This is a genomic window from Sphingopyxis sp. GC21, from assembly GCF_025727575.1.
Taxonomy (GTDB): Bacteria; Pseudomonadota; Alphaproteobacteria; order Sphingomonadales; family Sphingomonadaceae; genus Sphingopyxis; species Sphingopyxis terrae_A.
The window spans coordinates 1456302-1472151 of the sequence record NZ_CP095845.1; the positions used below are offsets into that span (position 1 = coordinate 1456302).

14 protein-coding genes are annotated in these 15850 nt (G+C 56.8%); 9 read left to right on the forward strand and 5 right to left on the reverse strand.

Annotated features, from left to right (window positions below; translation table 11 throughout):
- The first annotated feature begins 47 nt into the window (after positions 1-47).
- Both rpsA and MU856_RS06995 read left to right on the forward strand, forming a co-directional pair.
- Positions 48-1760 carry a 30S ribosomal protein S1 gene (gene rpsA / locus MU856_RS06990; RefSeq protein ID WP_003044206.1) on the forward strand — a complete coding sequence of 571 codons (1713 nt, stop codon included), beginning with the start codon at positions 48-50 and terminating at the stop codon, positions 1758-1760.
- A 199-nt stretch (positions 1761-1959) separates the two neighbouring features.
- Positions 1960-2238, forward strand: coding sequence for an integration host factor subunit beta (locus MU856_RS06995; RefSeq protein ID WP_003044209.1), 279 nt, complete (start codon positions 1960-1962; stop codon positions 2236-2238).
- Positions 2239-2325: 87 nt separating this feature from the next.
- Here the strand turns inward: MU856_RS06995 and MU856_RS07000 are convergent, their stop codons facing one another.
- Genes MU856_RS07000 through MU856_RS07010 form a run of 3 tightly spaced genes read right to left on the reverse strand, consistent with a single transcriptional unit; the run spans position 2326 to position 4747 of the window.
- A complete protein-coding gene (locus MU856_RS07000; protein WP_186401924.1) occupies positions 2326-2991 on the reverse strand; it encodes a hypothetical protein in 666 nt (221 codons plus the stop codon).
- 44 nt (positions 2992-3035) lie between these two features.
- Complete coding sequence (locus MU856_RS07005; protein ID WP_003044212.1) at positions 3036-3803, reverse strand: ABC transporter permease; 768 nt, start codon at positions 3801-3803, stop codon at positions 3036-3038.
- Positions 3800-4747, reverse strand: a complete 948-nt coding sequence (locus MU856_RS07010; RefSeq protein WP_062902493.1) for an ABC transporter ATP-binding protein — start codon at positions 4745-4747, stop codon at positions 3800-3802. Before MU856_RS07010 ends, MU856_RS07005 begins: the two co-directional genes overlap by 4 nt.
- A 226-nt stretch (positions 4748-4973) precedes the next feature.
- Here MU856_RS07010 and MU856_RS07015 point away from each other — a divergent pair, with 226 nt between their 5' ends.
- From MU856_RS07015 to MU856_RS07025, 3 genes are all read left to right on the forward strand, one after another.
- Positions 4974-6152 (forward strand): tyrosine-type recombinase/integrase, encoded by a 1179-nt coding sequence (locus MU856_RS07015; protein ID WP_263588657.1) that lies wholly within the window; start codon positions 4974-4976, stop codon positions 6150-6152.
- 394 nt (positions 6153-6546) lie between these two features.
- Positions 6547-6870: a hypothetical protein gene (locus MU856_RS07020; protein ID WP_263588658.1), complete on the forward strand. Its 324-nt coding sequence runs from the start codon at positions 6547-6549 to the stop codon at positions 6868-6870.
- 111 nt (positions 6871-6981) lie between these two features.
- Positions 6982-7737: a hypothetical protein gene (locus MU856_RS07025; RefSeq protein ID WP_263588659.1), complete on the forward strand. Its 756-nt coding sequence runs from the start codon at positions 6982-6984 to the stop codon at positions 7735-7737.
- Here MU856_RS07025 and MU856_RS07030 read toward each other — a convergent pair.
- Entirely contained in the window at positions 7734-7871 is a 138-nt protein-coding gene (locus MU856_RS07030; protein ID WP_263588660.1) for a hypothetical protein, read from the reverse strand. The two genes, MU856_RS07025 and MU856_RS07030, sit on opposite strands and share 4 nt — an antisense overlap.
- A 429-nt stretch (positions 7872-8300) precedes the next feature.
- On the opposite strand from MU856_RS07030, the gene MU856_RS07035 reads away from it, so the two are divergent.
- On the forward strand, positions 8301-9008 hold the full coding sequence (locus tag MU856_RS07035; RefSeq protein WP_263588661.1) for a hypothetical protein: 708 nt from the start codon (positions 8301-8303) through the stop codon (positions 9006-9008).
- A 315-nt stretch (positions 9009-9323) separates the two neighbouring features.
- Here the strand turns inward: MU856_RS07035 and MU856_RS07040 are convergent, their stop codons facing one another.
- Positions 9324-9506, reverse strand: a complete 183-nt coding sequence (locus MU856_RS07040) for a hypothetical protein (protein WP_263588662.1) — start codon at positions 9504-9506, stop codon at positions 9324-9326.
- A gap of 235 nt (positions 9507-9741) precedes the next feature.
- Between MU856_RS07040 and MU856_RS07045 the strand changes: the two genes are divergently transcribed.
- From MU856_RS07045 to MU856_RS07055, 3 genes are all read left to right on the forward strand, one after another.
- The gene (locus MU856_RS07045) at positions 9742-10317 is read left to right on the forward strand and encodes a tyrosine-type recombinase/integrase (protein ID WP_263588663.1); all 576 of its coding nucleotides are present in this window, start codon (positions 9742-9744) and stop codon (positions 10315-10317) included.
- Between the two features lie 118 nt (positions 10318-10435).
- Entirely contained in the window at positions 10436-10930 is a 495-nt protein-coding gene (locus MU856_RS07050; protein WP_263588664.1) for a hypothetical protein, read from the forward strand.
- Positions 10931-11249: 319 nt separating this feature from the next.
- On the forward strand, positions 11250-15830 hold the full coding sequence (locus tag MU856_RS07055) for a beta strand repeat-containing protein (protein WP_263588665.1): 4581 nt from the start codon (positions 11250-11252) through the stop codon (positions 15828-15830).
- The last annotated feature ends 20 nt before the right edge of the window (positions 15831-15850 follow it).

Here is a 15850-nt window from a genome sequence, read left to right on the forward strand (position 1 = left end):
CGGAACCAACCGCTTGGCCGGAACAAATGAAGTAAGGAAGAACCCATATGGCCTCTACGGCTTTTCCGTCGCGCGACGATTTCGCCGCGATGCTCGACGAATCGCTGGGTGGTGCTGATGGCGGCTTTGAAGGCCGCGTCGTCAAGGGCACCGTGACCGCGATCGAAAATGACCTGGCAGTGATCGACATCGGCCTGAAGAGCGAAGGCCGCGTGCCGCTTCGCGAATTCGCGATGCCCGGCCAGAAGGCCGACCTCAACGTCGGCGACGAAGTCGAAGTCTATGTCGACCGCGTCGAAAACGCCAATGGCGAAACCATGCTGTCGCGCGACCGCGCTCGCCGCGAAGCCGCCTGGGACCGCCTGGAAGAAGAATTCAACAAGGAAGCCCGCGTCGAAGGCGTTATCTTCGGCCGCGTCAAGGGCGGCTTCACCGTCGACCTTGGCGGCGCCGTGGCGTTCCTTCCCGGCAGCCAGGTCGACATCCGCCCCGTGCGCGACGTCGGCCCGCTCATGGATCTGCCGCAGCCGTTCCAGATCCTCAAGATGGATCGCCGCCGCGGCAATATCGTCGTGTCGCGCCGCGCCATCCTTGAAGAAACGCGCGCCGAACAGCGTTCGGGCCTGATCCAGAACCTGGAAGAAGGTCAGATCATCGAAGGCGCGGTCAAGAACATCACCGATTATGGTGCGTTCGTTGACCTCGGCGGCATCGACGGCCTGCTCCATGTCACCGACATGAGCTACAAGCGCGTCAACCACCCGAGCGAAGTCATCAACATCGGTGACACGGTTAAGGTGCAGATCATCCGCATCAATCGCGATACGCAGCGCATCAGCCTCGGCATGAAGCAGCTCGAAAGCGATCCGTGGGAAGGCGTCGCCGCCAAGTATCCGGTCGGTGCGAAGCTCACCGGCACGGTCACGAACATCACCGACTATGGTGCGTTCGTCGAACTCGAACCCGGCATCGAAGGCCTGGTCCACGTCAGCGAAATGTCGTGGGTCAAGAAGAACGTCCACCCCGGCAAGATCGTTTCGACGAGCCAGGAAGTCGACGTCATCGTCCTCGAAGTCGACAGCGACAAGCGCCGCATCTCGCTTGGCCTCAAGCAGGCCCAGTCGAACCCCTGGGGTGCCTTCGCAGAAGCGCATCCGGTTGGCTCGGTTGTCGAAGGCGAAGTCAAGAACGCGACCGAATTCGGTCTGTTCGTCGGCCTTCCGGGCGACGTCGACGGCATGGTTCACATGTCGGACATCGCGTGGGGCATCTCGGGCGAAGAAGCGCTGCACCTCCACCGCAAGGGCGAGAATGTGCAGGTCGTCGTTCTCGACGTCGACGTCGAGAAGGAACGCATCAGCCTCGGCATCAAGCAGCTTGAAAAGGGTGCTCCGGCCGTCGGCGGCGGTGTCGCCGCTTCGGGCTCGCTGAAGAAGAACGATGTCGTCACCGTCTCGGTCCTCGAAGTCCGCGACAACGGCCTCGAAGTCCAGGCCGGCGAAGATGGCGCCACCGGCTTCATCAAGCGCGCCGACCTCGGCCGCGACCGCGACGAACAGCGTCCCGAACGCTATCAGGTCGGTCAGAAGTTCGACGCGATGGTCACCGGCTTCGACCGTTCGAAGAAGCCCAGCTTCTCTGTCAAGGCGATGCAGATCGCCGAAGAAAAGGAAGCCGTCGCACAATATGGTTCGTCGGATTCGGGTGCGTCGCTCGGCGACATCCTCGGCGAAGCGCTGAAGGCCGGCAAGAAGGATTAATCCTTCCCCGCTTTTGCGGTGAAACAAAAGGCCCGCAGAGTGTCCCTCTGCGGGCCTTTTTCTTTCAGCGATATGTTTTGAAAGAACCCTGAATCATGATAGGTTCGATGCCGCGTTGGGAGGGGTCCTCACGCTGTGGAACCGGCAAAGACCGGATGGCCTGCGCCCGTGGGGCGCGCGTGATAACTAGGGGAAGCTGATGATCCGGTCGGAACTGGTTCAAATGATCGCGAGTGAAAACAGCGATTTGCGCCTCGAAGAGGTGGAACGCATCATCGATGAATTCTTCGACGCCATCGTCGAGCAGCTTGCGGCGGGGGGCCGCGTCGAGCTGCGCGGCTTCGGCGCCTTCTCAACCCGCGAACGCGAGTCGCGCACCGGGCGCAATCCGCGCACCGGCGCGCCGGTCGCGGTAAGCGCCAAGAGCGTGCCCTATTTCAAGCCGGGCAAGGAAATGCGCGAGCGGCTGAACGGCTGAACGGCCAAGCCAAAGCCAGCCGCAGAAAAGACCGGTTTCGCGGGATTTTTTTTGCGGCCTTCCTGTCAATCAACGGAGCGCGGGGGCTCAATGCTTGCGCCGCGCTTCCTGCTTGCCGACATCCCGACAATGCGCACTCCCATATGCTTCCTGATATGGTTGCCCAATGCAGGCGATCAATCCATCGACCACATCGAGATTCTGCGGCCAAGACGGCGGGACACTGACCTGCGATCGATCAAGTGTATCGAAACCCGGCGGCATGGGCGAGTTGGCAAGACGGTCCCGCGCCTCCTTCAGCGCATCCATGTCTCCCTCCAGAAAGGCGATCGTTGCCAAGACATATTGGTTCCAAGGCAGCGCGTAGTCGGTCCAGCCTTCAAAGCCCTCGGGGCCCTTCTCCGGCTTGATCGACTGGCGCATCAGGCGAGTGGCCTGCGAAACCTGTCCCGCCATAGCGCGGAGCTGCGCCTCGTGCCATTTGAAGGAAGGCAGCTGCCACTGTCGCACCAATGTTTCTCGGTGACTTTCGATATATAATGCGATCGCATCAGCGGCGGCAGCTTGGCATCCGTCTCGATTGGCGAGCTCTCGCCAACCGGCCTTGTCATCCTGATCGAACATATTCGGATCAAGTTGCAGTATGGCGTTTCGGTCATAGGCACACGCCGCGCGTTCTTCGGCCTCTACGTCGGCTGTTGTAGGAACGAGGAAGAACGCCAAACCTGCCAACAGAATCTTTGGAGTTTTCATCTCCGCTTACTCCTTAGCGATCTTGACGCTCGCCATGCACGCCCTCAGTTCTTGAGCCGGTAGCCCGTGCGGAACATCCAGAAGATCAGGCCGAGGCACAGCGCCAGAAAGAGCGCCACCGCGCCCATGCTGACCTCGATCGCCACGTCGCCCTGTCCGAAAAAGGTCCAGCGAAAGCCGCTGATCAGATAGACGACGGGATTGAACAGCGTCACCGCGCGCCACGCGGCGGGCAGCATGTCGAGCGAATAGAAGGCGCCGCCCAGGAAGGTCAGCGGATAGACGACGAGCAACGGGATCACCTGCAGCTGTTCAAAGCTCTGCGCCCAGATGCCAATGATGAAGCCGAAGAGGCAGAAGGTCACCGCCATCAGCACCATGAAGCCGACCATCAGCAACGGATGCGCGACCTGAATGTCGACGAACAGATGCGCGGTCGCGAAAATGATCGCGCCGATGATTACCGATTTGGTTGCCGCCGCGCCGACATAGGCGATCAGCAATTCGAGCGGCGACATCGGTGAGGACAGCATCTCGTAGATCGTCCCTGTCCATTTGGGCATGTAGATGCCGAAGCTCGCGTTGCTGATGCTTTCGGTGAACATTGTCAGCATCATCAGCCCCGGCACGATGAACGCGCCATAGGGCACCGAGCTGACGTCGCTCATCCGGCTACCGATCGCCGATCCGAAGACGACGAAATAGAGCGTCGTGGTGATGACGGGCAACATCAGGCTGGTCCACACCGTGCGCCCGAAGCGCGCCATCTCGAACATGTAGATCGCGCGGATACCGCGGACGTTGCCGATCATGTCGCCGCTCCTTCGCCATCCCTGGGTTCGTGTACCAGCCCGACGAAAATATCCTCGAGCGAGCTTTGCCGTGTGTGCAGATCCTTGAAGGCGATGCCGATATCGGTCATCCGACGTAGCAGTGACGGCACGCCGGTCGCCTCGGCCTGGCTGTCGAATTCATAGACAAGCTCATGCCCCTCCTCCGCCAGTTCGAGCGTCCAGTCGCCGAGTTCGGCCGGAATGGCATCGAGCGGTTCGGCAAGATTGAGCGTCAGCGTCTTGCGCCCCAGCTTCTTGATCAGCGCGTTCTTCTCTTCGACGAGGATCAGCTTGCCGCGCGTGATGACGCCAACGCGGTCGGCCATTTCTTCGGCCTCTTCGATATAATGGGTGGTCAGAATGATCGTCACCCCGCGCTCGCGCAGGCCCCGCACCATATTCCACATGTCGCGGCGCAGTTCGACGTCGACCCCCGCGGTCGGTTCGTCTAGGAAGAGGATTTCGGGTTCGTGGCTCAGCGCCTTGGCGATCATCACGCGGCGTTTCATTCCACCCGACAATTCCATGATCTTGCTGCCGCGCTTGTCCCACAGCGACAGATCCTTCAGCAATTGCTCGATGAACGCCGGATCGCGCGGTTTGCCGAACAGACCGCGCGAAAAAGTCACGGTGGCCATCACCGTTTCGAACGAATCCGTATGCAGTTCCTGCGGCACCAGCCCGATCATCGATCGCGCCGCGCGATAGTCGCGGGCATGATCGTGACCACCGACCGTCACCCTGCCCTCGCTCGGCGTCACGATACCGCAGACGATGCTGATAAGCGTCGTCTTGCCTGCCCCATTGGGGCCGAGCAACGCAAATATCTCGCCCTTCTCGATGCTGAGGTCGACACCCGCCAAAGCGCGATGCCCGCTCTTGTAAGTCTTTCCCAGACCGGAAATTTCCAGAACCGCTGTCATGCGCGTAGGTCTAGCCGAGGAGCGCGCCGGGACAAAGCGGCAAAGATGACTTGACCTCCCCTCACCCATCGGCATGACAGGCCGCGGTGCGCGGACGTGGCGGAATCGGTAGACGCAGCAGACTTAAAACGCAGAAATAACCTTGAAAAACCGCATAAATAAGCCATAATTGACCTATATTCCGGTAACGCACAGATAACGCATTTTAGCGCATTCGAGGTCGAGCATGGCACAGGCGGTTCACACAATATTGGGCGGGAATGTTCAACTCTTCCGCAGACCCAACAGCAGCCGCTGGCAGTGCCGTGCCAGCGTCGGCGGCAAGCAGCTTCAACATTCAACGAAGCAGTCGAGTTTAGCAGCTGCTAAGGATGTGGCGGAGGACTGGTATCTGACCCTCAAGGGGAAGGTAGCGCGCGGTGAGAAGATCGCAGGCAAATCGTTTGAAGATGTCGCCACTCACTTCATCGACGAATTTGAGGTGCTGACGCTCGGGCAGCGCAGCCCGCAATATGTCAGCAACCATCGCGGTCGTATAACCAAGCATCTTATTCCCTTCTTCGGGAACAAGCGGATCACCGAGGTGAACGCTGGCCTCATTCAGCAATATCGCATCCACCGTATGCGGCAGCCGGGTCCGAACGGCCAGCCGCCCGCGCGCACGACGCTGCATCAGGAGATGGTGTGCTTACGCCAAATCCTGAAAACTGCTAACCGGCATGGATGGATCGAGTACATGCCGGACATGTCCTCGCCCTACAAGGCGTCGGGCAAGGTCTCCCATCGGGCCTGGTTCTCGCCGGACGAGTATAAGCGCCTCTTTAAGGCGACTGGTGAACGCGCGAAGAACCCCAAGAAAGAACGATGGCGCAACGCATGCGAGGACCTTCACGACTACGTCCTGTTCATGGTCAATTCCGGCCTTCGCCCCGACGAGGCGCTACGCATCGAAAAGCGGGACATCGAGGTCGTGCAGGACGGTGCGAACAACGAGCGCATCCTTCACATTGCGGTGCGTGGCAAGCGCGGCGTCGGCTACTGCAAGACCATGCCTGGGGCGGTCCTTCCTTTCCAGCGGATGGTGAAACGCCACTCGCTTGGCCCAAGCAACTTGGTGTTCCCCAACATCCAGCGGCAACTGTTCAATGCCATTCTTAACGAGCTGGACATGAAGAAGGACCGCGAAGGCAACGCCCGAACGACTTACAGCCTACGGCATACCTATATCTGCTTCCGCCTGATGGAAGGCGCGGACATCTACCAGATCGCCAAGAACTGCCGGACCAGCGTCGAGATGATAGAGAAATACTATGCTGCCCACATCAAGAACATGCTCGACGCCACAGCCATCAACGTCCGCAAGCCGAAACCGGCGCGCAAAGCGCGGCCCAAATCAGAAGAATAAGGGCAGTTAGCACATCGTGCTTGGCTATGAATCCGCGCCCGACTATACCCGCGTTGGTAGTGCGGACGTGGCGGAATCGGTAGACGCAACGGACTTAGACCAATCTTGAGTGCTCGCGGGGAAACCTGCGATGCAGAACTGCTCAAATTCGGGGAAACCTCTCAACTGGCAATCCCGAGCCAAGCCGCAGCGCGAAAGCACTGCGGAAGGTGTAGAGACTAGACGGGCAGCACCTAACCCTCGCTAGCGGGGCATGGTGAAGGGATAGTCCAGACCACAAACGTCCGGCGCGCCGGACGGCGGCGAAAGCCGTAGCTGGTAAGAAAATCCGTCGGGCTCTGCCCGTGGGGGTTCGAGTCCCCCCGTCCGCACCAACATTTTCCGAGGCAAAGCCATGCAGTTTTTCGTTCCCCACGCGACGGATTCAGATGAAGCCGAAAGCGTCTACAGTGCCTTCGCCAAGTTTGTTGGCGCGGCAGTGCCTGCCAAAAAATCGGCGCGCATCCGCGCGCTTTCTTGGCAACATAATGGGAAAGATTTTGCTGGCGAAGTCGGCAAGCCCATGCCGTCATACTACGAAGTCGGCAGCGAGCCGATTTTAGCAATCTTCGATTGCGGCGATCACTTCAAGATTTGCACTCCGTCGCGCGGTGGCGTGCGCGGCGACCCTATCTTGGCGGGCGGACGCAATAGCCAAGTTACTTATTTTGAGGGCTGAGACGGAACCGGAAAGCCCACCGCAAAGGGCACATCGAACGGATTTGCCCGTTGGCGATCAGCGCACCGGACGGGGCGCAGCCATTGCACTAACGTAGTACCAAGTCACCGCATGAACATGACTATCGAAGAGATACGCGAAGCGTCTGCCGATCAGCTTGCCATGGAACGGCAGGAGTCGAAGGGCGTAAAAGAAACCACGCCCACTACCATTACGCCCGCCGTTGGCGCCTTCGCGCACTCGCTGAATGCAGATGCCGCGCAGTTCCTTCCCGTTATCAACGACCCTTATGGCCTCTATGGGTGGTGCAGCGATGGCGTGCGTGACAAGATCACGCACGACGGCGGACGGCCTGTGTTTGGCTGGACCATTTGGGAATGGCCCAATGTCCTGCTTACCGCTGAGTTCCACTGCATATGGGAGGACGCCAACGGCGACCGCTTCGACATAACGCCCAAGCCTAGATACGAGAGCCAAATTCTCTTCGTGGCCGACCCCGCCTATCCGGACGATTTCGATTTTGACTTGCGACCGCGTAACCGCCGAACGCGCCTGTATGTTGCACCTGACCGTGTTGCCGAGGCCGCTGCGTTAAGCGCACGACTGACCGAGGGGCAGCGGCGCTATGAAGAAAAGCGCGCGCAAAAAGCAGGCTTGAGCCTAGACGACTGGTTGGTTTCAAAGATGCCTACGGATACCACAGGCCCTTTGATTGATGACCTAATCACGGCGTGCAATGAGTTTGAAGAGCACTTCGATAGCCTTGGAACTGCAGGCACCGTAAAGGTGGACGAGAAGTTCGCAGAGCTAGCCATGCGACGCCTCCAATTGCAGCGACAATTGAAGCGCCAACTTCCAGGCAGCTAACCTCGCCGACGCTGATTGAGCGATTTTAAGGTGCGGCGACGCCACCGGACAATTTCAATTTGCGCAGACACGCGAAGAATGCAGGCGCCAAAAATCCGGCCAATAAGGTCCAAAACGGTCTTGATTACGGTCATCTTTTCCTCCCTTCGCGCCGCACGGTATGCGCGACGGTCAGGGGGCCAAGAGGCTGACCGGCCACGCAAAATGGTCACAGGCCACCCCGTTGCCCGGAGGGGATGAAGCTGCACGAAGGAAGCAAATCGCCTTGATTATGTTGCGCGGTCAGCCAGTGCTACCGCCCACCGTTCACGCCATTCTGGCCGCCAAGGGACGGAAGGCCGATGGCCGGGTCATTAGGATAAAATTAACCAATTTTTAGCGGATTTCGGGGTATCATTAGCGAGGTTCACCTGCACCAAAGGCTATCTATAGTCGCCCACCCTACAGTTTCAGGCTCCGGTCATCCGGCTTCTGCGGATGACCCGCTGGCTAGCCAGCGCACGGAGCTATTGGGCAACCTTGTCGCTGCCCAATTCGACCTAGAGCGCGCTATCGCGGAGTTGATGCGCAACGGCGCGGGCACTGGCGTGGCCCAATCGCAATTATTGAAGGTCGGCCAGCTGATGCGCGCGATCGGCAGCGCCGATGCCTCCACACTGGTTGCCATGCAAGCCAGCGTCGCTGGGCTGGTCGGCGAAGCCCAAGCCATTGCGCAAGAGGGCCGCGATGCGGCCAATCGCGCAGACGGCGGCGACACCCTTACCGCTATTGATGCTCGCACCCGTGCGACCGTGCAGCGCATCGGCAACGACGTGTTCGCGCGTAAGGTTTTCGATCCTTACCTGCGTTTCGACAGCGCCGAGGACGAAGAAGCCTATCGCAAGCGCGAGGCCGAGCGCGAAGCCACGATCAAGCGCGAGCTTGCCAAAGGCACGCCTGAGGGCAATCGCAACGCGGCGGCGCTATTGGAAGAACAGATACTCGACGCCGGAGCACATGGTGCCAACGCGAGCCCCGACTATACGCCCATGCTCAATGACGCGCAAAAGGCACGAGCCGAACTGGGGGCGGCGCTTGAGCGTGAAGCTTCAAAGTCGTTGCCCACGCCTGCGAAGCCAGCCCAATCGAACGATCCGATGGATGACATCATGGCATCGTTGCAGGCCGCAGGCGTCGTCAGTGGCGAGGAGCGTCAAACGTCCGGTCATGGTTTGACCGACGGTGCGCGTGTCGCTGGCCTGGATTCAGGCACAGGGCGGGGCGCTAGCTAACCAGTTTCATCCGCTGGCATAGTGCCCGGTCCCGGGCTGCTGCGTTAGGGTCACTCCGCCGTTCAACCCCGAGTGCGCCGGCCATCTTCGTCAGATCCGACGAAACACGCGCGGTATCAAACCCCTGCACACGCCCCATCTTACGCGCAGCCTCCATGGTGCGCTGAATGTCAGCGTCATTCTTTGACTCGCTGGCTACAACCGCGCAAATCAGCGTAATCGTATAGGCGCTCTTATTGGAGTTCGGTGTCTGGGCCGTGCTGGCGTTCGTCGATGCGAGCGCGGCCAATGCCATAAATGCGGCGGTCCACCGCATTATCGACGCCCCCGATAGACGTAGCGCGTGATCGTCGCCGAAAGGAAGCCACCGGCCGCACCTTTGATGACATCGAACAGATGCGACACGAACGTGCGCTCATCATGGTGGTCGTGGTGATGATCGGTCTCGACGTGATGAACCTGACCGTCGCTGGTATGCACCTCGTAAACGTGGCTCATGGCAAAAATCCCTCACCTCGAAACATTCTGGTTGGGATCGCGCTACATTATTCGGTATTTTGTTGCGGACGGACTCCGCTTGAATCAGCGTTTTCTGCATGATTACGACCTCCTTATCGCTGCGGGCTACGCAACTCAGAAAATCGGCTGTCAGCGGCTCTGACACTCGATTTTTTGAGGTCGGCCCTTGCAACGAAATACCGAATAATGGTGCATCGGCCTTCGAGAGGTGCGCATGAGCGCCTACCCGCATGCCGATACAGCAAGCCTGTTCACGCCGTTCGGGCAGCGCAAATACCTGTGCCAGACAGAGCGCGCGCGATTTGCGGATGCCGCTAACCACGCCGACCGGCCCACGCGCCTGTTCGCACTGGTCCTGCTCTTCACCGGCTGCCGTATCAGTGAGGCACTGGAAACAACGCCGCTCCGGCTGGATTCAGGTGCTGGATGCCTCATCATTCGCACGCTGAAACGGCGGCGCACCGTCTATCGCGCCGTCCCCATTCCCAAATGGCTGCTCGAAGAGCTGATTAATTTTGGCCGGATGACTGAACCGGACATGCGACTGTGGTCGTGGTGTCGGCAGACGGCGTGGCGACACATCCACGCGTTGATGGAGCAAGCGCATGTCGAGGGACCAATGGCATGCCCGCGCGGTCTGCGACACGGGTTCGGTATTCGGGCAGCCGACAAGGCAGTGACGCTAAATCTCGTGCAAAAATGGATGGGTCACGCCTCACCAGACACCACCGCGATCTACCTCAACGCTGTCGGCATCGAAGAACGCCAATTTGCGAGAAGGATGTGGTGAGAACGTCCCCGTGCGATACGTACCGCATATTTTCTGTGTGTAATGTAAGCGGGAAGTTTGACTTCTTGCCCAATGCAGGGCCGTTCAAACGTTTAGTACAGCTATGGGTCGAAGACCAATGGACGGTGATATGAAAAAAAAGAGAGAGATCGCATTAGGTGTCATTGGGCTTATTTTACTTTGTTGTCTGGCATTTAGTTATATAAAAAAATCGAATATTAGTCGACAAGTCCCGACAAAAATTGGAATTCAGCGAACAATTCATTCAGAACATCATCAGGCTTGTGTTTTTGGATTGTACGAGATGGGCGATGCTACCGCGCGTGCCATTAAGCAGCAAGGTTTAGAGTTCTTCAAGGATGCCACTATGGCTGAAGGATTCAGCAAACCCGTCTATTATCAGGCTTGGAAGAAAACCCCGATTCCACCAGATGAATTAGACGAAGGTAGAATTCCTTCGGGTTTTCAATGCATACGTGGAATAGATGATAAAACTTATGCGTACATACATCGAGCTGCCATTGAGGCAGGGGCGTATTACGTTAGCAGAGGTAATAATACAATCCTCGTTATCCCAGAAAACAAGATGATCGTTTATTCCAAATTTGATTAGGAGACTTTATGGTCACTTCCATAGAAATGACACAACGCTTTTTGTACGGAGCGAATAATACTCCAATCGATAAATCTAATCCCGACATAATTAGGCCAGAAGGCCATATAACTAACTTTTCGATGACTCAAACTGCCTACATGGCAGAAGCGGGCAAATTTGCGAAAGGTGCACAGTTTGAGATCATTCAAGAGTTTTTTTTGATGCTAGTAACTTTTTACCAACCGGAACCTACACTTTAAACGGAGTCGGGGGCTCTAATATTTTTACCGCCTTAGGGATTACTGGTGGCGACGTAGAAGAGAGCCGAAAATTTAATATGCAGCAATATGATTACCAGGCGACTGGCGAGTCGGATGCTGCATACGCAGAGCGGGTCTATGTTTATGGGACAACACAGTTTCGTATTAGAGACGGCGCGACCTTTACTGTCGATAGCGACGGAACTCGTCATATTACTGGCTTAAAAATAGCATCTTTTGATGACGATTTTGATTTTGATAGTGGTAATTGGCTTACAAATCTTGGAAATTCTTTACTGGAACCTCAAATTGATCCTTCTGGAATCGGGCGGATTGTTAAAATTTCTCTAAGTGGCGACGTGGTTGCAGTAGATTATCATGTAGGTAACTACAATCTCGATCAAATAGAGCTTTCTAATGCCCAAGATAATGCGCCTAGCTTGGCGGGCTTGGCGCTCTTAATGGATGATTTGTCAGACAATCTTTTTTCAGCTGGAGTCACTAAATTTCTTGATAGCAGCAGTCGGCCTATTGTTTACGGGAATCATGGAAATAACTCTCTAACTGCAACTGATACTGGACCAAAACTGGAAGATTATGAGGGTAACGGAGTTGTTTTAATTGGAGCTGGAGGCGCCGACTATCTTATCGGAGGAGCCGCGTCTGACCGATTTGTATTTGGGGAAGGTAGTGGTCAGGATGCTGTTTCTGGTGCTGATACTTCGGATCGACTGATCTACGCTGTTAATGGCAGCAAAGTTACGTTATCGGGACAGGCAGAATATGAGGACGGTGGCCATTGGACTTTGCACGCCTCAGGCCAGACGTTTGAACTAGTTAAGATTGGTGACGATTTAATTGTTGCCCATACCGCTTCAAACGCAACGATGCATGTCATCGGATTTGGAGAAAATGACTCAGGGATCGTTGGCATCACGCTGGAAGATAAAGAAGACGACACTGATGGAAGTGCGGATGCCCCAAATGATGGAGATGGGGGACGAGGTGTATCCGATCCTGCACGCGGAGCGGGCGCTGGAAAGGGAATCGGAGAATCAAGTCCAATCGTATTAGACCTTGATGGCGACGGGCTTGAATATGTTGCGCGTGCCAGCAGTGACGTATTCTTCGATATCGACAATGACGGTTTTGCGGAGCATGTCCAATGGATGAAGGGAGACGACGGGTTCCTTGTCCGCGATATCAATGGGAATGGCCAGATCGACTCCGTCGCTGAAATGTTTGGCGATAATGGTGGCACCACCGCGTATGCGAAGCTCGATGCGCTCGATACAAGCAGCCCTAGCGGCAATGTGCTCAACTCGTCCGATGCTGCGTGGTCGACCCTGCGCGTGTGGCAAGACGCCAACGAAAACGGTCGCGTGGATAGCGGCGAGCTTAAAACCCTCTCCAGCTTAAACATCACCAGCATCAACACCAATCCGACGAACGATACGATTCTCGGCGGCCAGCCGATCGCGGGTCAATCGACCTTCACGATGAATGGCAATCCAAATCGCGTCGCGGCTGACGTATTGTTCGAGACCGACCAGTTAAATAGCTGGTATGTGGGCAATGGCACCCCGGGCGATACCGATATCGACCTCGATACATTAATTCTGCCGCTATCGCGCGGTTATGGCTCCCTGCCGAGCTTGCATTACGCCATGACCGATGACGCAGCGCTGAAAACCATGGTCGAAGATTTTGCGACCCTGGATATTGCCGACATCGACGAGATATATGATCGCATCGATGCCATCGTGCTGAGATGGGCAGATGCCGACGGCGTTGCCGCTAACAGCCGTGGCATTTACGCTGATGGGGCGAACCTTGCCGTGCTGGAAACCATCACGGATGATGATTTCTACTCGGTCTATGCTGGTGCGAACCCCAACGATATTTCGGCGGGCGTCGTGGGCCATGCCTATGCGCTACTGGTGAATGAGATGCTAGAGCGTTTCCTTGTCCAAGGACCGCTTAGCAACGTCTTTACAAAAGCAACCTACAGCTTCGCCGATGATAAATTGGAGTTGAATGACACGCTGAGCAACATCATTGCGAATGCGACCGCAAGCCAACCAAGCCCCGGCGCGGCGCACACCATCTATTGGAATGAGATCAGCAAGATCATCAACCATTATCACGACGATCTCGGTGTCACTGCACCTGTCGCCAAGAACGCCGTTGATGCTGCGGCTGGATTCAATACTGCACCCGTCACGGTGTTCGGCACTTCGGGCAATGATTTGCTGGGAAGCGATGGCACCAGCGATGTCATCCGCGGTGGCGCAGGCAACGACACCATCTACGCCGATGGCGGCGACGACATTTACGTGTTCGGCTCGGAAGGCGGCAACGATGTCATCGCGCATCGTTCGCTCAGCTTTGCCAACGGCTCTGATGCCATTCGTTTCGAAACGATCAATGCGGCCAATGTGTCGCTCAACAAATCTGGCAATGACCTGATTATCACCGCTTCAGGCATCGGCGAGACTATCACCGTGAAAGACCATTACGACCAAGATGCCTTTGCCATCCGCGAGATCCAATTCGCCAATGGCGAGATATGGAATCAGTCGACCATCGAGGCCGTTGCGAATGGTGGTTCGGCAGTAGCGACTCTAGCTGGAACATCCGGCAACGATACGCTCACCGCGACTTCAACGACCATCAATATGAAGGGCGGCGCTGGGGCTGACACATTCGTGATCAACCAAAGCTCCAGTAAGTTCATCACTATCACCGACTTCAACGCGGCTGAAGGCGATGTCATCGACATCACGGCGTTCACCGGCACCACCGGCTATAATTCGCACATGAACCCGCTCCAAAAAGCAGGGCATGGCAGCTTCAGCCTCTACACGCCGACCGGCGATATCAAGCTGAACATTTCCGGCCATGATATTGACGACATGGCACCCCACAATTTCCGCAGCGATAACCTCTATTACGGGCGTGGGCAAAGCATCGGCGGGACTTCGGGCGCAGACACGATCAGCGCGACGGTCGCCAACGACACCATCTACGGCAACGAAGGCAACGATAGCATCTATGCGAATGTCGGCCACGATGTCGTCTATGGCTGGACCGGCAACGACACGATCAACGGGTATCAGGGCAACGACCTCATCGGCGGCGATGATGGCGATGACCTCATCGACGGCGGTGACGATGAGGACACCCTGTACGGCGGCAATGGCCTTGATACGATCCGGGGAGGTTACGGCCACGATGTGATCGTCGGCGATGCTGGCAATGACAGCCTCATGGGCGAAGATGGCAATGATACGCTGGATGGCGGCGCCGGAAATGACACCATGAAAGGCGGTGTCGGCAATGACGTCTACTACGTTGATGCTGCCAGCGACGTTGTCACTGAAAATGGCAGTGAGGGCAATGACACGGTCGTCTCAAGTTTAGCTAGTTACACGCTGGGCAGCAATGTCGAGAACCTCACGGTCGATACGCTGGGCGGTAACGCCATCGGCAATGGCCTGAGCAACGTTCTGAGAGGGAACGCCGTTGGTAACTCAATGCACGGCCTTGTCGGAGCCGATACGCTTTATGGTCTTGCTGGCGATGACACTCTTGCGGGCAACGAAGACGGCGACCTCATCGACGGCGGCGACGGCATTGACCGTCTGTTCTACGAATACTCGAATGGTGGAGTGACGGTGAATCTTGGCACCGGATCAGTCAGCGGTGGTCATGCGACAGGCGATACGATTCTGGGAATCGAATATGTGAGCGGCAGCCTAAGCTACGCCGATAATATCACCGGCGATGCGGGAGCCAATGCACTTTGGGGGCATGGTGGAAACGATACCCTTAACGGTGGCGATGGCAATGACACTTTAGAAGGCGGGGATGGTAACGATAGCCTAATCGGCGGCAGCGGCCAGGATATGGCTTTCTACGGAAACTCAAACGCTGGTATCAACATTAATCTTGGATCGGGGACTGCCAGTGGCGGCCATGCGGCAGGTGACACGCTGAGCGGAATTGAAATCATTGGGGGGTCGTCTTATGCCGATGCGATTGCAGGAGACGGCCTTGCGAATTACCTGAACGGCAGCGGCGGAAACGACACGCTTTACGGCGCCGATGGCAACGATACGATGGTGGGGGGCGCAGGCGCTGATAACCTAAATGGGGGCAACGGCACAGACATGCTGGATTACTCCGCGTCCTCGATGGCGGTGTATGTGAACCTGCAAGGCGGCAACGGTAATCTGAGTGCTGTGGGCAGCGACGCGTATGGTGACGTCTATGTTAGCATTGAGGACGTCTACGGGAGCAATTTGGCGGACACTTTCGCTGGCGGCAGTGGAAACAACCTAATCTATGGAAATGGCGGAAATGATTTCATCAACGGCTTCACTGGGAATGATACCCTCCATGGTGGTGCGGGCGATGACACCTTCTTCTTTTGGAACAATCATGGCGCGGATGTGATCCTTGATTTCCAAGGTGCAGGCGTTGCCGGTGGTGACACGATTTCGCTTTATCAAACCGGCTATGCAAACTTCGCCGCCCTCCAATCGATCATTTCCTACTCGGGCGGTAATGCGACGATCACCTTCAGCGCTGGCAATGCCATCACGGTAGTTGGCGTCACTTCGTTCATCAGTTCGGACTTTGTGTTCACCCCATAGTCGCTCAGTCAAGCGGCGAA